At 67.7% G+C, this 14,355-nt stretch carries 13 protein-coding genes; 4 read left to right on the top strand and 9 right to left on the bottom strand.

Annotated features, from left to right (window positions below; translation table 11 throughout):
* The first annotated feature begins 233 nt into the window (after positions 1-233).
* The gene (locus AC06FA_RS10755) at positions 234-635 is read left to right on the top strand and encodes a lysozyme inhibitor LprI family protein (RefSeq protein ID WP_478068273.1); all 402 of its coding nucleotides are present in this window, start codon (positions 234-236) and stop codon (positions 633-635) included.
* Between the two features lie 46 nt (positions 636-681).
* Here AC06FA_RS10755 and AC06FA_RS10750 read toward each other — a convergent pair whose 3' ends face one another.
* Together AC06FA_RS10750 and AC06FA_RS10745 are read right to left on the bottom strand one after the other, a co-directional pair.
* Positions 682-1,152 carry a hypothetical protein gene (locus AC06FA_RS10750; protein ID WP_478068272.1) on the bottom strand — a complete coding sequence of 157 codons (471 nt, stop codon included), beginning with the start codon at positions 1,150-1,152 and terminating at the stop codon, positions 682-684.
* A gap of 103 nt (positions 1,153-1,255) precedes the next feature.
* A complete protein-coding gene (locus tag AC06FA_RS10745) occupies positions 1,256-2,710 on the bottom strand; it encodes a SulP family inorganic anion transporter (RefSeq protein ID WP_478068271.1) in 1,455 nt (484 codons plus the stop codon).
* A 193-nt stretch (positions 2,711-2,903) separates the two neighbouring features.
* On the opposite strand from AC06FA_RS10745, the gene AC06FA_RS10740 reads away from it, so the two are divergent.
* Together AC06FA_RS10740 and AC06FA_RS10735 are read left to right on the top strand one after the other, a co-directional pair.
* Positions 2,904-3,860, top strand: coding sequence for a cation diffusion facilitator family transporter (locus AC06FA_RS10740; RefSeq protein ID WP_478068270.1), 957 nt, complete (start codon positions 2,904-2,906; stop codon positions 3,858-3,860).
* 109 nt (positions 3,861-3,969) lie between these two features.
* A complete protein-coding gene (locus tag AC06FA_RS10735) occupies positions 3,970-4,395 on the top strand; it encodes an organic hydroperoxide resistance protein (protein ID WP_004153735.1) in 426 nt (141 codons plus the stop codon).
* 192 nt (positions 4,396-4,587) lie between these two features.
* Here the strand turns inward: AC06FA_RS10735 and mmsB are convergent, their stop codons facing one another.
* Genes mmsB through AC06FA_RS10710 form a run of 5 tightly spaced genes read right to left on the bottom strand, consistent with a single transcriptional unit; the run spans position 4,588 to position 10,127 of the window.
* Positions 4,588-5,478 (bottom strand): 3-hydroxyisobutyrate dehydrogenase, encoded by an 891-nt coding sequence (mmsB, locus tag AC06FA_RS10730; RefSeq protein WP_478068269.1) that lies wholly within the window; start codon positions 5,476-5,478, stop codon positions 4,588-4,590.
* Entirely contained in the window at positions 5,475-6,650 is a 1,176-nt protein-coding gene (locus tag AC06FA_RS10725) for an enoyl-CoA hydratase/isomerase family protein (protein WP_478068268.1), read from the bottom strand. Before AC06FA_RS10725 ends, mmsB begins: the two co-directional genes overlap by 4 nt.
* Positions 6,647-7,444, bottom strand: a complete 798-nt coding sequence (locus AC06FA_RS10720; RefSeq protein WP_478068267.1) for an enoyl-CoA hydratase — start codon at positions 7,442-7,444, stop codon at positions 6,647-6,649. The genes AC06FA_RS10725 and AC06FA_RS10720 overlap by 4 nt, the downstream gene beginning before the upstream one ends.
* A complete protein-coding gene (locus tag AC06FA_RS10715; protein WP_199932537.1) occupies positions 7,441-8,607 on the bottom strand; it encodes an acyl-CoA dehydrogenase family protein in 1,167 nt (388 codons plus the stop codon). Before AC06FA_RS10715 ends, AC06FA_RS10720 begins: the two co-directional genes overlap by 4 nt.
* Before the next feature lie 14 nt (positions 8,608-8,621).
* Entirely contained in the window at positions 8,622-10,127 is a 1,506-nt protein-coding gene (locus AC06FA_RS10710; RefSeq protein ID WP_108751851.1) for a CoA-acylating methylmalonate-semialdehyde dehydrogenase, read from the bottom strand.
* A gap of 114 nt (positions 10,128-10,241) precedes the next feature.
* On the opposite strand from AC06FA_RS10710, the gene AC06FA_RS10705 reads away from it, so the two are divergent.
* Complete coding sequence (locus tag AC06FA_RS10705) at positions 10,242-11,609, top strand: helix-turn-helix domain-containing protein (protein WP_478068266.1); 1,368 nt, start codon at positions 10,242-10,244, stop codon at positions 11,607-11,609.
* A gap of 349 nt (positions 11,610-11,958) precedes the next feature.
* Here AC06FA_RS10705 and AC06FA_RS10700 read toward each other — a convergent pair whose 3' ends face one another.
* Positions 11,959-12,396 carry a hypothetical protein gene (locus AC06FA_RS10700; RefSeq protein ID WP_478068265.1) on the bottom strand — a complete coding sequence of 146 codons (438 nt, stop codon included), beginning with the start codon at positions 12,394-12,396 and terminating at the stop codon, positions 11,959-11,961.
* 43 nt (positions 12,397-12,439) lie between these two features.
* Positions 12,440-14,332, bottom strand: a complete 1,893-nt coding sequence (locus AC06FA_RS10695; protein WP_478068264.1) for an RpoH suppressor — start codon at positions 14,330-14,332, stop codon at positions 12,440-12,442.
* Positions 14,333-14,355 lie beyond the last annotated feature (23 nt).

Genomic DNA, 14,355 nt, shown 5'->3' with positions numbered 1-14,355 from the left:
CTGCCGTACCAGGCGGGGCCGTCCATCGGCCCCATCACCCGGCCATGCTAAGGCAGCCCTCGCGGCCCGTGCCTGACTGGATTCATGTTGCGTGAAGGCGGTCGCAGATCCCCGTTCCAAGGGCAGCCGTCGCGGCGATCGTCCCGCGTTGACGACCCGCCCCGCGGCCAGCCGGTATAGTTCGGCGCTCGCCATGGAATGGATGCGTAGAACAGATGAAGCAGCACACGCGGATGAGCATGCCCCTGACCGCCCTGATGATGGCCGCCCTGGCCATCGGCACGGCCAGTGCGGCGCCGGCCAGCAGCGGCCTCAGCCCCACCTTCACCGCCTGCCGTGACAGCGCGCAGGGTGCGATTGAACAGGCGGCGTGCCTGTCGGCGGAAAGCACTCGCCAGGACCAGCGCTTGAACCAGGCCTACACCCAGCTGCAGGCCCGCCTGAGCGGCGACAACCGCACAAAGCTGGTGGATGCACAGCGCGCATGGCTGCAATCGCGCAGCCGCGACAGCGAGCTGGATACCGCCCTGTATGACGCCACGCAGGTCGGAAATTTGCAGGGCGAACTGAACGATGTGCTGCGCCTGAGCGCGCGGGCCGACCAGCTGCAGACGTACCTGCAACTGCTGGACTGAGCCGGCAGGGGCCGGGCGCCCAGCCTGGCGCCCGGCCTTCAATCGCTCAGCGTGCCCGCGGACGCCCGGAGTCGCCCCCGCGCGCGCGGCCGCGCCATTCGTAGTTCGTCTGCTTCCAGCCGCCCCCATCGGCAGCGACCCACAGCAGGGTCCAGGTCTCGACCAGGCCCCCCGGCCGTTCATGGGTCAGCGTGACCTGATCGCCGGGCACCGCGGAACCGGACAGCGGAACCGGCGAGCCCGCCGCCCAGCGTGCCCGGTAGGTCGCCCCATCCTGGCGCAGGCACAGGGTCAGCGTTGCCGGGTCCATCATGCGGCGATTGGCGTCGGGCACACCGTCCAGCCAGGCCAGGATCGCCGTCGCCTCGGGTGTTCCCGCACGGTGATGCGAAAGGTGTTCGACGGTGGTGGTCGTGGCGGCGGCGTCGGGCGCGGCGGCAACCGCGGCCGGCGCTGTGGCCAGGCCGAGGGCCAACAGCAGGGGAAGCGATCCGGCGTAGGCCTTGCGTGCAGTCATGGGTCGTCCTTGAGAGTGTGCGGTGTGGCACACGCCGATCATGGAAGGGGCGGCGGCGGGTTTCAATCAGGAAACCTGCATTGGGCTGCCGCCCCTGCCGTGGTCAGTGGCCGCCGCCGCGACCGCCCACCTGTTCGATCAAGGTCTGGCTGGCGGCATTGAGGCCCACCACGGTCACCCGTGCCCCGTGCGCCGCCAGTTTTTCCTGCGCGCGTTCCAGCGCGGCCACGGCGGTCAGGTCCCACAGATGGGCCTCGCGCAGGTCGATCTGCACCTTCGGCGCCACGTGCTGGTAGTCGAACGCGGCACCGAGCTGGCCGGCCGAGGCGAAGAACACCTGGCCACGCACGCGGTAGACCTGTTCGTCGCCCACGGTTTCACGCTGCACGTCCAGCATGCGGCCGACCTTGCGGGCGAAGAACAGCGCCGACAGCAGCACGCCGCTGAGCACGCCCTTGGCCAGGTCATGCGTGGCCACGGTGACCACCACGGTCAGCAGCATCACCGCCGAGGAACTGCGCGGGTGGGTGCGCAGGTCGCGCAGCGAGCGCCAGCTGAAGGTGCCGATGCTGACCATGATCATCACCGCCACCAGCGCGGCCATGGGAATCTGCCGCACCAGATCGCTGCCGTACACCACCAGTACCAGCAGCAGCACGCCGGCCACCAGGCAGGACAGGCGGCCGCGCCCACCGGAGGTCACGTTGATGACCGACTGGCCGATCATCGCGCAGCCGGCCATGCCACCGAGGAAGCCGGTGATCGTATTGGCCATGCCCTGGCCGACGCACTCGCGGTTGCGCTCACTGGGCGTTTCGGTGATGTCTTCGACGATCTGCAGGGTCATCATCGATTCCAGCAACCCGACCACGGCCAGCGTGGCCGACACCGGCAGCAGGATGCGCAGGGTTTCCCAGGTAAAGGGCACATCGGGAATCAGGAAGTGCGGCAGGCTGTCGGGCAACTGGCCCATGTCGCCCACGCTGCGCACGTCGATGCCGAAGCCGATGACCGCGGCGGTAAGCACCACGATCGCCACCAGCGGCGACGGCACCGCACGGGTGATGCGCGGCAGCAGGTAGATGATCGCCAGCGCCGCCGCGCACAGCACGTACACGGTGGGGCCGCGGCCGATCAGTTCCGGCATCTGCGCCAGTAAGATCAGGATGGCCAGTGCGTTGACGAAGCCGGTGATGACCGAGCGCGACACGAAGCGCATCAGCGAGCCCAGCTTGAACACGCCGGCCAGCACCTGCAGCAGCCCGGCCAGGATGCTGGCGGCGAACAGGTACTGCAGGCCGTGGTCCTTCACCAGATCGACCATGACCAGGGCCATGGCGCCGGTGGCGGCGGAGATCATGCCGGGGCGGCCACCGGCAATGGCGGTGACCACGGCGATCGAGAACGCCGCGTACAGGCCGACCTTGGGGTCGACGCCGGCGATGAGCGAGAAGGCGATGGCCTCGGGAATCAGGGCCAGGGCGACGACCATGCCGGACAGCAGGTCACCACGGATGTTGCCGAGCCATTGCTGGCGCAGGGGATAGGACGTTTGCATGGGAAAACTCCGCGCGCACGGGCATGGGGCCACGTGGCGCTGTCGATCGGGAGCGGTCAATAACGAGCAGTCAGTCACGAGCAGTCGACTGACAGTCGACTCTACCGGGGGGTAGGTACGTGGGAGGGGCGCAGTCTACGGGAAGCGGCGCGGAGGGGATAGCGCGGGCGTGGCCCGGCCCTACAATCGAACCATGGCCACCGACCGCCCACATTTCTTCGATCCCAGCAGCGAACAGGGCGTGCTGCGCCTGTCCATCGCCGCCTCGCTGCTGCTGGCCGCTGCCGCCGTGGTGTTCGGGCTGCTGGCCAATTCCTCGCTGATCATCTTCGACGGCATCTACGGCCTGATCGACGTGGTGATGACCTGGCTGTCGCTGCTGGTGACCCGGCTGATTGCCCTGTCCACCAGCACCGATGCACTGCAGTCGCGGCTCAACCAGCGCTTCACCATGGGCTTCTGGCACCTGGAACCGATCGTGCTGGGGGTCAGTGGCACGCTGATGATCGGCGCGGCGCTGTACGCGCTGGTCAACGCGGTGGATGCGCTGATGTCCGGCGGGCGGCATATCGCGCTGGGCCCGGCCATCATTTTCGCCGGCCTGTCCATCGTGGCCGAAGGCGCCCTGGCGTGGTTCATCGTGCGCGCCAACCGCCGCATCGGCTCGGAATTCATCGCGCTGGACGCGAAGAACTGGGTGATCGCGGCCAGCATGTCGGCCTGCTACCTGGTCGCGTTCCTGGGCGGGGTGCTGGTGCGCGGCACGTCGCTGGCATGGGTCGGGCCGTACATCGATCCGGCCATCCTTGCCTTCGTCTGCGTGCTGGTGATGGTCGCCCCGCTGGGCACGGTACGGCGGGCGCTGGCCGGCATCCTGCTGGTCACCCCGCCGGAACTGCAGGCGCACGTGGATGCGGTGGCGCGTGATGTGGTGGCCCGGCATGGCTTCGTCGAACACCGCAGCTACGTGGCCCAGGTGGGGCGTGGCGAGCAGATCGAGCTGTTCTTCGTGGTGCGCGAGGATGACCCGCCACGGCCGCTGGTGGAATGGGACCAGCTGCGCGATGAGATCGGCGATGCGCTGGGCGAGGCCTCGCCGGACCGCTGGCTGACCATCATGTTCACCACCGACCGGGAATGGACGATCTAGCACCACCGGACGATCTATCAATATTTGCGGACGCACTGTCACCCATCGTCCACGCAGAACGGGCAAAGTAGCTCCATCGCAACACCCACCCACTGACCAGGAGCATCCCATGTCCATCGAAAAGGTTCTGTACACCGCCCAGGCCACCTCCACCGGCGGCCGTGAAGGCCGTTCGGTCTCGTCCGACAACGTGCTGGACATCCAGCTGTCGACCCCGCGCGAACTGGGCGGCGCCGGCGGCCCCGGCACCAACCCGGAACAGCTGTTCGCCGCCGGTTATTCGGCCTGCTTCCTGGGCGCACTGAAGTTCGTGGCCGGCCAGGCCAAGGTCGCCCTGCCCGCCGACACCACCGTGACCGGCAAGGTCGGCATCGGCCAGATCCCGACCGGTTTCGGCATTGAAGCCGAACTGACCATCAACGTGCCGGGCGTGCCGCGCGAGCAGGTGGAAGAACTGGTGCAGAAGGCGCACATCGTCTGCCCGTACTCCAATGCCACCCGCGGCAACATCGACGTGACCCTGATCGTTGCCTGATGCAACGAAGGGGTCGGATCCCTTTGCCACCGGCAAAGGGCTCTGACCCCAGCGCAGGACCTCAGGGGTCAGAGCCCTTTCGCGTTGCGAAAGGGCTCTGACCCCAAAAAAATGGGCGGATGCCGGTCGAAACCGGGCATCCGCCCATCCCACCTCGGGTGGGCCCCGGCACAGGGCCGGGGACGCATTCGCTTATTTATCGCTGGTGATCAGCTGCACCACGCTGGAGAAATCCAGCTTGCCGCGGCCGGCCTGGTGGTTCATCGAGTACAGGTTGCGGGCCACTTCGCCCAGCGGGATCGAGGCGCCGACGCTCATCGCCGCCTCCACGGCCAGGCCCATGTCCTTCAGCATCAGATCGCTGCCGAAGCCGCCGCTGTAGCCGCGCGAGGCCGGCGCATTTTCCAGCACGCCCGGCCACGGGTTGCACACTTCGGTGGCCCAGCTGCGGCCGGTGCTGACAGCCATCATCTGCGACAGCACCTTCGGGTCCAGCCCGTGCGCCACACCCAGCGCGATGGCTTCGCCGGTCACCGCCATGATCACGCCCAGCGCCATGTTGTTGCACAGCTTGGCGACCTGGCCGGCGCCACTGGCACCCACGTGGAAGATGTTCTTGCCCATCGCCTGCAGCACCGGACGCGCGCGTTCCAGCGCGTCCTCTTCACCCCCGACGATGAAGGTCAGGGTGCCGGCCTGGGCACCGGCGGTACCGCCGGACACCGGTGCATCGATCATCTGCAGGCCGCGCGCGGCAGCCGCTTCGGAGACCTTGCGGGCGCTGGCCGGGGCAATGGTGCTGCAGTCGATGACCAGCGCACCGGCCGGGATCGCGGCGAGGATGCCGTCATCGCCCAGGTACACGCCTTCGACGTGGCGGCTGGCCGGCAGCATCGAGATCACGACCTCGGCATCGGCCAGGGTCTCGCGCGCCGACGCGGCGGCACTGGCGCCGGCATCCACTGCGGCCTGCACGGCGGCGGGCACCAGATCGAATACACGCACGCTGTGGCCGTTCCTGACCAGATTGGCGGCCATCGGGCCACCCATGTTGCCCAACCCGATGAATGCAATGCGGCTCATGCAAGGCTCCTTTCAGCAAGGGGAGTGCCCAGGTCGGCCAGCGGATGTGCGGCCTCGGACCAGGGCGAAACAAAGAAGGTGTCGGCCCACGCGGCGGTGGCCTCGGCCAGGGCGGCCGGGTTCCACTGCGGATTGCGGTCCTTGTCGATCAGCAGCGCGCGGATGCCTTCGGCGAAATCGCCATGGGCAGCGCAATGCAGCGCGGTGATGTATTCCAGACGGTACACGCTGGCCAGATCCTGGCCGGCGCTGCGCCGCTGCAGTTCAAAAGCCAGCCGCGCCGAACCGGGCGCACCGGCAGCCAGCGTCTTCTGCGCCGCCTGCAGCCAGGCATCGTCGCTCTGCAGGTGCGCGATGCGGTCGATGATCGCCACCAGCTCATCACCTTCGCACAGCGCATCGACCTGCGCGGCGTTGGCCAGCAGCGGGCCGATGGCCGCATCGCTGGCGTGCGACTGCAGCAGCTGGCTCAGGCGTTCGTGGTTGTGCGCAGCATCGGCGGACCAGGCCACCTGCAGCAGTGCGTCGAACACCGCAGAACGGCGTTCCTCGGCCACGTGCACATCGGCCAGGCCTGCGTAGATGGCATCACCGGGGTTCAGCAGCGCACCGGTCAGGGCCAGGAACAGGCCGCCCTTGCCCGGCACGCGCGGCAGCAGCCAGCTGCCGCCCACATCGGGGAACAGACCGACGGTGATTTCCGGGAAAGCCAGCTTGGAGCGCTCGCTGACCACGCGGTGGCTGGCGCCGGACATCAAGCCGATGCCACCGCCCATCACGATGCCGTGGCCCCAGCACAGGATCGGCTTGGCATAGGTATGGATGAGGTAATCGACGCGGTACTCGACGTCGAAGAACTCGGCGGCGTAGGCGTTGTCTCGGATATCGCTGCGGCCTTCTTCGCGGAAGGCGACCATGGCCTTGTACAGGCTGTGCAGGTCGCCGCCGGCGCAGAAGGCCTTCTCGCCGGCGCCCTGCAGCACCACCATGGCGATGCCATCGTCGTCGGCCCAGGCATTCAACTGCTTCAGCAGCAGGTGCGCCATCGGCAGCGAGAAACCGTTGAGCGTGCGCGGCGCGTTCAGCGTGGCGATGCCGATGCGCGTGCCGTTGCCGGCCACGCGCTCTTCGAACAGCACCGGTGCGTCGTCGGCAACGGTGTCGGTGCTCATGCGTTCTTCCACTGCGCGGCGCGCTTTTCCAGGAAGGCGGTCACGCCCTCGACCTGGTCGGCGGTGTCGAACAGGTCGACGAAGGCCTCGCGCTCGGCCACCAGCGCCGAGGCGTGGGTGCCGGTGCGGGTGGACTGCACCAGGGTCTTGCAGGCGGCAATGCTGGTCGGGCTCTGCTTGCCGGCCTTCTTTGCCCATTCCAGCGCCAGCGCCTTGGCTTCGCCCTTGCCGACCTTTTCTTCGGCCAGGCCGATGCGCAATGCGGTCTCGGCGTTGATGCGCTCGCCGAGCAGGATCATGCGCTTGGCCCAGCCCTCGCCAACCAGGCGCGGCAGGTTCTGGGTGCCACCGGCACACGGCAGCAGGCCGACGGTGGCCTCTGGCAGCGCGACCTGGGCGTGGTCTTCGATGATGCGCAGGTCGCAGGCCAGCGCGCATTCCAAGCCACCGCCCATGGCGTAGCCGTTGATGGCGGCGATCGACACGCCACGGAACGCTGACAGGGCTTCGAAGGCTTCACCGAAACGGCGTGCCGCTTCGCGTGCAGCGGCCTTGTCGCCGGATGCGAACTGGTTGAGATCGGCGCCCGCGGAGAAGAACTTCTCGCCGTCACCGGTGATCACCAGCGCGTAGATATCGCGGTCTGCGTTGAGCGCGCCCACCAGGTCGCGCAGCGCCGACAGACTGTGCACGGTCCAGGTGTGCGCAGGCGGGTTGTGCAGGGTGACCACGGCGGTGTGGCCATCGACCTCGACCTTCAGGCCCACGTGTTCCTGGGTACGCCAATCCTTCATCGCAGTTCCTCTTCGGTGTTGAGCAGGTGGCGGGCCACGATCACCCGCATGATCTCGTTGGTGCCTTCCAGGATCTGGTGCACGCGGCTGTCGCGCAGCAGGCGCTCGATCGGGTATTCGCGGATATAGCCGTAGCCGCCGTGGATCTGCAGCGCTTCGTTGCAGATCCTGAAACCGGCATCGGTGGCAAAGCGCTTGGCCATTGCGCACCAGACATTGGCATCGCTGGCACCGGCATCAAGCTTGCGCGCGGCCGAATGCACCATCTGCCGCGCGGCCACCAGCTCGATGGCCATGTCGGCCAGCTTGAACTGCAGCGCCTGGAAATCGGCCAGCGCCTTGCCGAACTGGCGGCGCTCGCCCATGTAGCGGCGTGCGGCATCCAGCGCGCCCTGCGCGGCACCCAGCGAACAGGCGGCGATGTTGATGCGGCCGCCGTCCAGACCCTTCATCGCCAGCTTGAAGCCGCCGCCTTCCTCTCCCAGAAGGTGGCTGACCGGCACGCGCACGTTTTCGAAGGTGATGCCGCGGGTGGGCTGGCTGTTCCAGCCCATCTTCTCTTCCTTGCGGCCATAGCTGATGCCCGGCAGGTCGGCCGGCACCGCGATGGCACTGACGCCGCCGGCACCGGCACCGCCAGTACGCGCCATCACCACCAGCAGTTCGGTGGCACCGGCGCCGGAGATGAACGCCTTGGACCCGTTCAGCACATAGTCGTCGCCGTCGCGCACGGCGGTGGTCTTCAGCGAGGCCGCATCGGAACCGGCACCCGGCTCGGTCAGGCAGTACGAGGCCAGCTTGCTGCCCGAAGACAGATCGGTGCCCCAGGCATCGCGCAGTGCGTCCTGGCCCCACTTGGACACCATCCACGAGGCCATGTTGTGGATGCTGATGTAGGCCGCGGTCGACGGATCGACGTTGGCGAGCTCCTCGATGACGACGGCGGCGTCCAGGCGGCTCAGGCCGCTGCCGCCGACTTCCGGGTCCATGTACAGACCGCAGAAGCCCAGTTCACCGGCCTTGGCGATCGCCTCGCGCGGAAAGATGCCCTCCGCATCCCATCGCGCGGCGTGCGGTGCCAGTTCGGCTTGTGCGAAGTCACGCGCGGCTTCGCGGTACGCCTGCTGCGCTTCTTCCTGGTCCGTCGTCATCGAGTGGCTCATGGCTGCTCCCGCCCTTACTTCAGGCTGATGGTGGTGTTGACGCCGTGGCTCAGCGTCTCGTCATCGAACCAGCGTGCGGTGACGGTCTTGGTCTGGGTGTAGAACAGCACCACCTGCTTGCCGTACGGGCCCAGGTCGCCCAGCTTGGACGCGCGCGAACCGGTGAACGAGAACAGTGGCACCGGCACCGGAATCGGCACGTTGATGCCGACCTGACCCACGTCGATGTCTTCCTGGAACTTGCGCGCGGCCGCGCCGGACTGGGTGAACAGTGCGGTGCCGTTGCCGTTGGGATTGCCGTTGACCATCGCGATGGCGTCTTCCAGCGTTTCCGCTTCCAGGATCACCAGCACCGGCCCGAAGATCTCTTCCTGGTAAATGCGCATGTCGGTGGTGACACCGGCAAAGATGGTCGGGCCGACGAAGTTGCCCTTCTCGAAACCGTCGACCTGCGGCTTGCGGCCGTCCAGCACCAGCTTGGCACCCTGCTCCACGCCCGAGGCGATCAGGCCTTCCACGCGCTCGCGGGCGCTGCAGGAAATGACCGGGCCGACATCGGTGCCGGCCACGGTGCCGCCGCTGACCTTCAGGGTCTGCGCCTTGGCCACCAGGTCCTGCACCCAACCGCGTGCCTCACCCACCAGCACCAGGGTGGAGGCGGCCATGCAGCGCTGGCCGGCCGCACCGAAGGCGGCGCCGACCATGGCGTTGAGGGTCTGTTCCTTGTTGGCGTCCGGCAGCACCACGGCGTGGTTCTTGGCGCCCATCATGCACTGCACGCGCTTGCCGGCCAGCGAGGCACGGTTGTACACGTGGGTGCCGACGCGGGTGGAACCGACGAACGAAACGGCCTTGATGTCCGGGTGGTCGCAGATCGCGTTGACCACTTCTTCGCCACCGTGGACGACGTTCAGCACGCCCTTCGGAATGCCGGCTTCCAGCGCCAGTTCGACCAGGCGCATGGTCACCATCGGGTCCTGCTCGGACGGCTTGAGGATGAAGGTGTTGCCGGTGGCGATGGCCATCGGGAACATCCACAGCGGAATCATCGCCGGGAAGTTGAACGGAGTGATGCCGGCGCACACGCCCAGCGGCTGCATGATCGTGTAGGTATCCACGCCATTGGCCACGTTGTTGGCCAGCTCACCCAGCTGCAGGTTGCCGATGGCGGCGGCGTGCTCGACCACTTCCAGGCCGCGGAACACATCGCCTTCCGCGTCCGGCAGGGTCTTGCCCTGTTCGGCGGTGAGGATGTGGGCCAGCTCGCTCATGTTTTCGCGGATCAGCTGCTGGTACTTCAGGAAGATGCGCGCACGGGTGCCGATCGGGGTCTTGCGCCAGGTCTTGAAGGCTTCCTTGGCGGCGGCCACGGCGGCATCCACTTCGCTGGTGGTGGCGAACGGCACCTGCGCCAGCACGTCCTGGGTGGCCGGGTTGACCACGTCCTGCCAGTGGGAGGTGGCCGATTCGATGAACTGGCCATCGATCAGCATGCGGATACGGGGCGCTGCAACAGTCATGACGACAATCCCACGGGCTCGAAAGATGCTTGGCATTATTCACAGCACCCACCTCGATTTCCGGCCTTAATCCGCTTAATCTGGCCAACACGCCAGACGATTCCTGTTAATTCTGTGAATTTCCAGCCTCCCCAACGCCAACTGGGCCTGCGCCTGCTACGGCTGCGCGAGCAGCGTGGCTTCAGCCAGATCGAACTGGCGCGGGCGCTGGGGCTGTCGGCCAGCTACCTGAACCAGATCGAGCGCAACAAGCGCCCCCTCACGGCCGCCGTGCAGCAGAAGCTGGGCGAGGTATTGGGCGACGTTTCTTCCCTGTTCGACGACGATGAGCCCGCAGCGCTGCAGGAATCGCTGGGGGAAACCCTGCGCGACCTGGGCCTGGCCGACGTCAGTGCCACCGAGCTGCGGACGCTGGCTGGCAATCTGCCGCAGGTCAGCCGCGCCCTGCTGGATCTGCACCGCCGCCATCTGGCCCTGCGCGAGCATGCCGCTGCCCTGGAGTTCCAGCTGGGCGAGCCTGGCGCCGGCAGCACCCTGCCCGCCGGCGACCAGGTGCGCGAGTTCTTCAACCGCATGCACAACCACATCCCCGAACTGGACGAGCTGGCCGAACAGCTGTTCGCCGAATGGGGCTTGGCACCGGGGCACGTAGCGCCGCGCCTGCGCCAGCTGCTGGCCGACCGCCACGGCGTGCTGGTGGAAGTGGCCGCGCTGCAGGCCGGGCGCGAAAAGCGCCAGTACGACGCCGGCACCCGCACGCTGTGGCTGCCGGACTATCTGGAGCCGGGCCAGCACGCGTTCCAGATGGCGGCCGAGCTGGCCCTGCGCGGCTACCTGCCGCAGATCGATGCGGTGGTGGCGCGCGCCGGCTTCCACGATGACGCGCGCATCGCCCAGGCACGGATCGGCCTTTCCAACTACTTCGCCGGCGCGCTGGTGATGCCCTACCTGCGCTTCCTGCGTGCGGCCGAAGCCAGCAGCTACGACATCGAGCTGCTGGCGCATCAGTTCGGCGTGGGTTTCGAGGCGGTGTGCCATCGATTGAGCACGCTGGCGCGGCGCAGTGCCCCGGGGCTGCCGTTCTTCTTCATCCGCGTGGACCGGGCGGGCAACGTGTCCAAGCGCCACTCGGCCACCGATTTCCATTTCTCGCAGGTGGGCGGTTCGTGCCCGCTGTGGATCGTCTACGAGGCGTTCAACCAGCCTGGGCGCATCCTCACGCAGACCGCGCGCATGCCCGATGGGCGGCGCCACTTCTGGCTGGCGCGGCAGGTCAGCAGCGGGCCGGTGGGGCATGGCCAGCCGCGCAAGACCTTCGCGGTGGCGCTGGGCTGCGACCTGCAGCATGCCGAGCGGCTGGTGTACTCGCTGGGGCTGGATGTGCAGAGCCCGGGCAATTCGGTATCGATCGGGCCGGGCTGCCGGGTGTGCCCGCGCGAGGACTGCATGCAGCGCGCGTTCGTACAGTTGCCGGGGCGGTAGGTATTTCTGCAGGGCTGCGCCCTGCACCCCTTGTAGAGTCGAGCCATGCTCGACTGAAGCAACGTCAAAAGCGGGCATTCCGTGTTTGGGCGGGGCGGTGTCGGATTGCGGGGACGCCGTTAACCCCTCCATGGGGGCTTGGCCGCGGCATCCATGCCGCGGACACCCCGCAATCCGACACCGCCCCACCCCTGACAGGTTCCTGCGATCTGATGGAGCAACACCGGGTCAGATCCCGTTGCGACGCAACGGGCTCTGACCCCATCCGGATGTCGCCATGGGTAGGTGCCCACTTTGTTGGACACGTTCTGGCCGTGCGCGGAATGCATCCACGCGTGGCGTGGATCTACTAATCCCAGTACACGGTCAGCACGCGGTGCCCTTCCGAGGGCACGGGGGCGTCGATGTGCTGGCCGTAGGGCCAGCCTTCGCCCACGCCGTCGCATTCCAGGCCCTGCAGCCAACCTTCTACGGTCCCGACGTCGGCGCGGGTCAGCACGTGCACGTTCTCGGCAGCAGGCCATTCGCTGTCGTCTTCCAAGGCGCTGCCCCAATCCTGGTGCAGACCCACGTACACGCCTTCGACTTCAGGCTTTTCGGCAATCGCGGCCAAGCGCGCGTACAGCTCGGCGATCGGCGGGCGGCCGTATCCCCATTGGTTGGGCGCGATGCATTCTTCGAAGTCGTTGCCTTCGAAGTAGGCGGCCAGTGGCACCACCGGCAGGTGCTCCGGGTCGCGGGCATCGAGGCGTTCAAGCAGATCCAGCAGTTCCTGGCGGGCAGACATCCACAGCTCCTTGCAGCATGAAGCACGATTGTATCGATCGCGCTCAGTAGATCGGCGTCACCTTCATCTGCGGCAGCGGGCGCGGTGCGCCGTCGGTCAGGTCCGGGCCCAGGTCTTCCCAGGTGCGGCCCTGTTCCACCATCAACCCCCACAACTGCTGCGACGCCTGGCGTTTGTCTTCCGACCCCAGCTTGTACGACGGCGGCACCGGTTCGCCGCGGGCAACCATGGAATACGCCGCGCGGTAGGCCAACACCTGCTGCGCCGGATCGTCGGTGCGCGCTACTTCCAACGTGTAGCGCTGGTAGGCAGATGCCAGGTTGCGCCAGCGGATCCAGTAGTGGTTCTCGAATGAGAACGTACAGAAGCGCGCGCCGGCCAGGCTGCCCTTGTCGGCAATGCGGGTCAGCACGTCCTGCGGCATGTCCAGGTTCATGCCACCTTCGTCGCCCTGCAGGCTGACGTGCACGATGCGGTCGCGGTAACCGGGCGCGCGCGCCTGCAGCAGATCACGCCAGTTCTGCATGGTGGCGACCACGGCGAACAGGAAACGGCCCAGTTCACCGGCAGCCAGGGGCGTGGCAATGGACTGGTAATGGCGCTGCCAGCCATGGCGGTTGCCGGTAGGCAGGAACACCGATTTTTCCAGCGAGGCCCGCGTACTTTCGCCATGGCTGACATCCTCGGCGTGCTGCGGGTAGACCAGGTTGATGGCGAACGTGGGCCAGCGCGGCAGCGCCGCGTCGAACAGATGGATCGGGAAGTTGCTGCTGATGCCGCCATCGGAAAACCAGCACACGCGGAAAGCGGTGATGACCGGGCCACACGCCTGCCCGGCGCTGGTCAGCCCTTCCATGCTGTCGGCCACGTTGTGGTCCTGCGTGGCCGGCGCTGCCGCCGGTTCGCAGCGGCGCTCGCGGCGGGCCGGTTCGTGCAGCGGTACCGCGCTGATCAGCAGCGGGAAGCTGAGGCTCATGCGCGTGGCCACCAGCACCGGCAACTGCGCGCCCTGCGGCAGATGGTAGTACTGGCGCCCGTCCACCTGCAGCGGCGCACCGGCCTGCTGCACCAGCCATTCCACCACGCTGGCCGGGAACAACTGGGCGAATTCCTCGCGCAGGAACCAGAACTGCGCCCCGCCCAGCGGCAGGGTGCGCGGCTCGTTGTGGGACACACAGGTGGTGATCATCTGCAGGCTGATGGCCTGCGGGCTGTGCGGTTCGCCGGCATAGCGCGGTGCATCATGCAGGTCGGCGAAGGTGAGCGGGGCGTCCAGCGGCTTGCCCGCCAACTGCTGCAGGCGCGCGTGCAGCCAGTCGGTCAATGCCGGGGTCTGCGCATCGCGCCCCAGCCCGCTGCACAGGCCCAGCAGGTTGCGCCGCGCCACCCGTGCCACGCGCAGCGCCGCGCCAGCCACGCCGGCGCCATAGGCGCACAGCAGCGACGGCAGCAGGGTGGCGGCCACACCGCTCCAGCCACCGCCCCAGCCGCCCAGCGCCAGCAGCAGGGCCAGCGACACCAGCACTTCCAGCGGTGCGATGGTGAACACCGCCGCGGCCAGGCACAGCAGCTTGCGCGGCCAGCGTGCCTTGCCGGTCAGCACCACCAGCAGCCGATAGGCCGAACGCGCACCACGCGCGGGCTGGAACAACCCGTAGATGAAACCGCGCCGCGACAGCTGCGCCGACACCGCCGACAGCCCGCCGTAGCCCGCTTCCCCGGCCAGCGTTTCGCCGGCCTGCTGGCGGCGATCGCCGTACGCGGCGGCAGCGGCCACCGCCGCGGCAATGGCCCCGGCCGAAGTGCCGCCAATGCTCTTGAAACGGTACTGCTGGGCCAGCGCCAGCACCGCATTCGGATACACGATGCCGCTGGTGATGCCGCCCTTCATGACCAGATCGCAATATTTGTCCGCCACTGCCCTGCCCCCGTGCATTCCGTCCGCCGCGTGGGTTCCAG

Source organism: Stenotrophomonas sp. Steno-C17 (genome assembly GCF_056393165.1).
Note: the sequence above shows the minus strand (reverse complement) of the source record. Positions and strands in the feature narration are given on the sequence as shown.

Bases quoted from the DNA above. Each gene is read 5' to 3' on its own strand.
- AC06FA_RS10755 (WP_478068273.1), top strand. From the start codon at position 234: ATGAGCATGCCCCTGACCGCCCTGATGATGGCCGCCCTGGCCATCGGC.
- AC06FA_RS10750 (WP_478068272.1), bottom strand. From the start codon at position 1,152: ATGACTGCACGCAAGGCCTACGCCGGATCGCTTCCCCTGCTGTTGGCC.
- AC06FA_RS10745 (WP_478068271.1), bottom strand. From the start codon at position 2,710: ATGCAAACGTCCTATCCCCTGCGCCAGCAATGGCTCGGCAACATCCGT.
- AC06FA_RS10740 (WP_478068270.1), top strand. From the start codon at position 2,904: ATGGCCACCGACCGCCCACATTTCTTCGATCCCAGCAGCGAACAGGGC.
- AC06FA_RS10735 (WP_004153735.1), top strand. From the start codon at position 3,970: ATGTCCATCGAAAAGGTTCTGTACACCGCCCAGGCCACCTCCACCGGC.
- mmsB (WP_478068269.1), bottom strand. From the start codon at position 5,478: ATGAGCCGCATTGCATTCATCGGGTTGGGCAACATGGGTGGCCCGATG.
- AC06FA_RS10725 (WP_478068268.1), bottom strand. From the start codon at position 6,650: ATGAGCACCGACACCGTTGCCGACGACGCACCGGTGCTGTTCGAAGAG.
- AC06FA_RS10720 (WP_478068267.1), bottom strand. From the start codon at position 7,444: ATGAAGGATTGGCGTACCCAGGAACACGTGGGCCTGAAGGTCGAGGTC.
- AC06FA_RS10715 (WP_199932537.1), bottom strand. From the start codon at position 8,607: ATGAGCCACTCGATGACGACGGACCAGGAAGAAGCGCAGCAGGCGTAC.
- AC06FA_RS10710 (WP_108751851.1), bottom strand. From the start codon at position 10,127: ATGACTGTTGCAGCGCCCCGTATCCGCATGCTGATCGATGGCCAGTTC.
- AC06FA_RS10700 (WP_478068265.1), bottom strand. From the start codon at position 12,396: ATGTCTGCCCGCCAGGAACTGCTGGATCTGCTTGAACGCCTCGATGCC.
- AC06FA_RS10695 (WP_478068264.1), bottom strand. From the start codon at position 14,332: ATGCACGGGGGCAGGGCAGTGGCGGACAAATATTGCGATCTGGTCATG.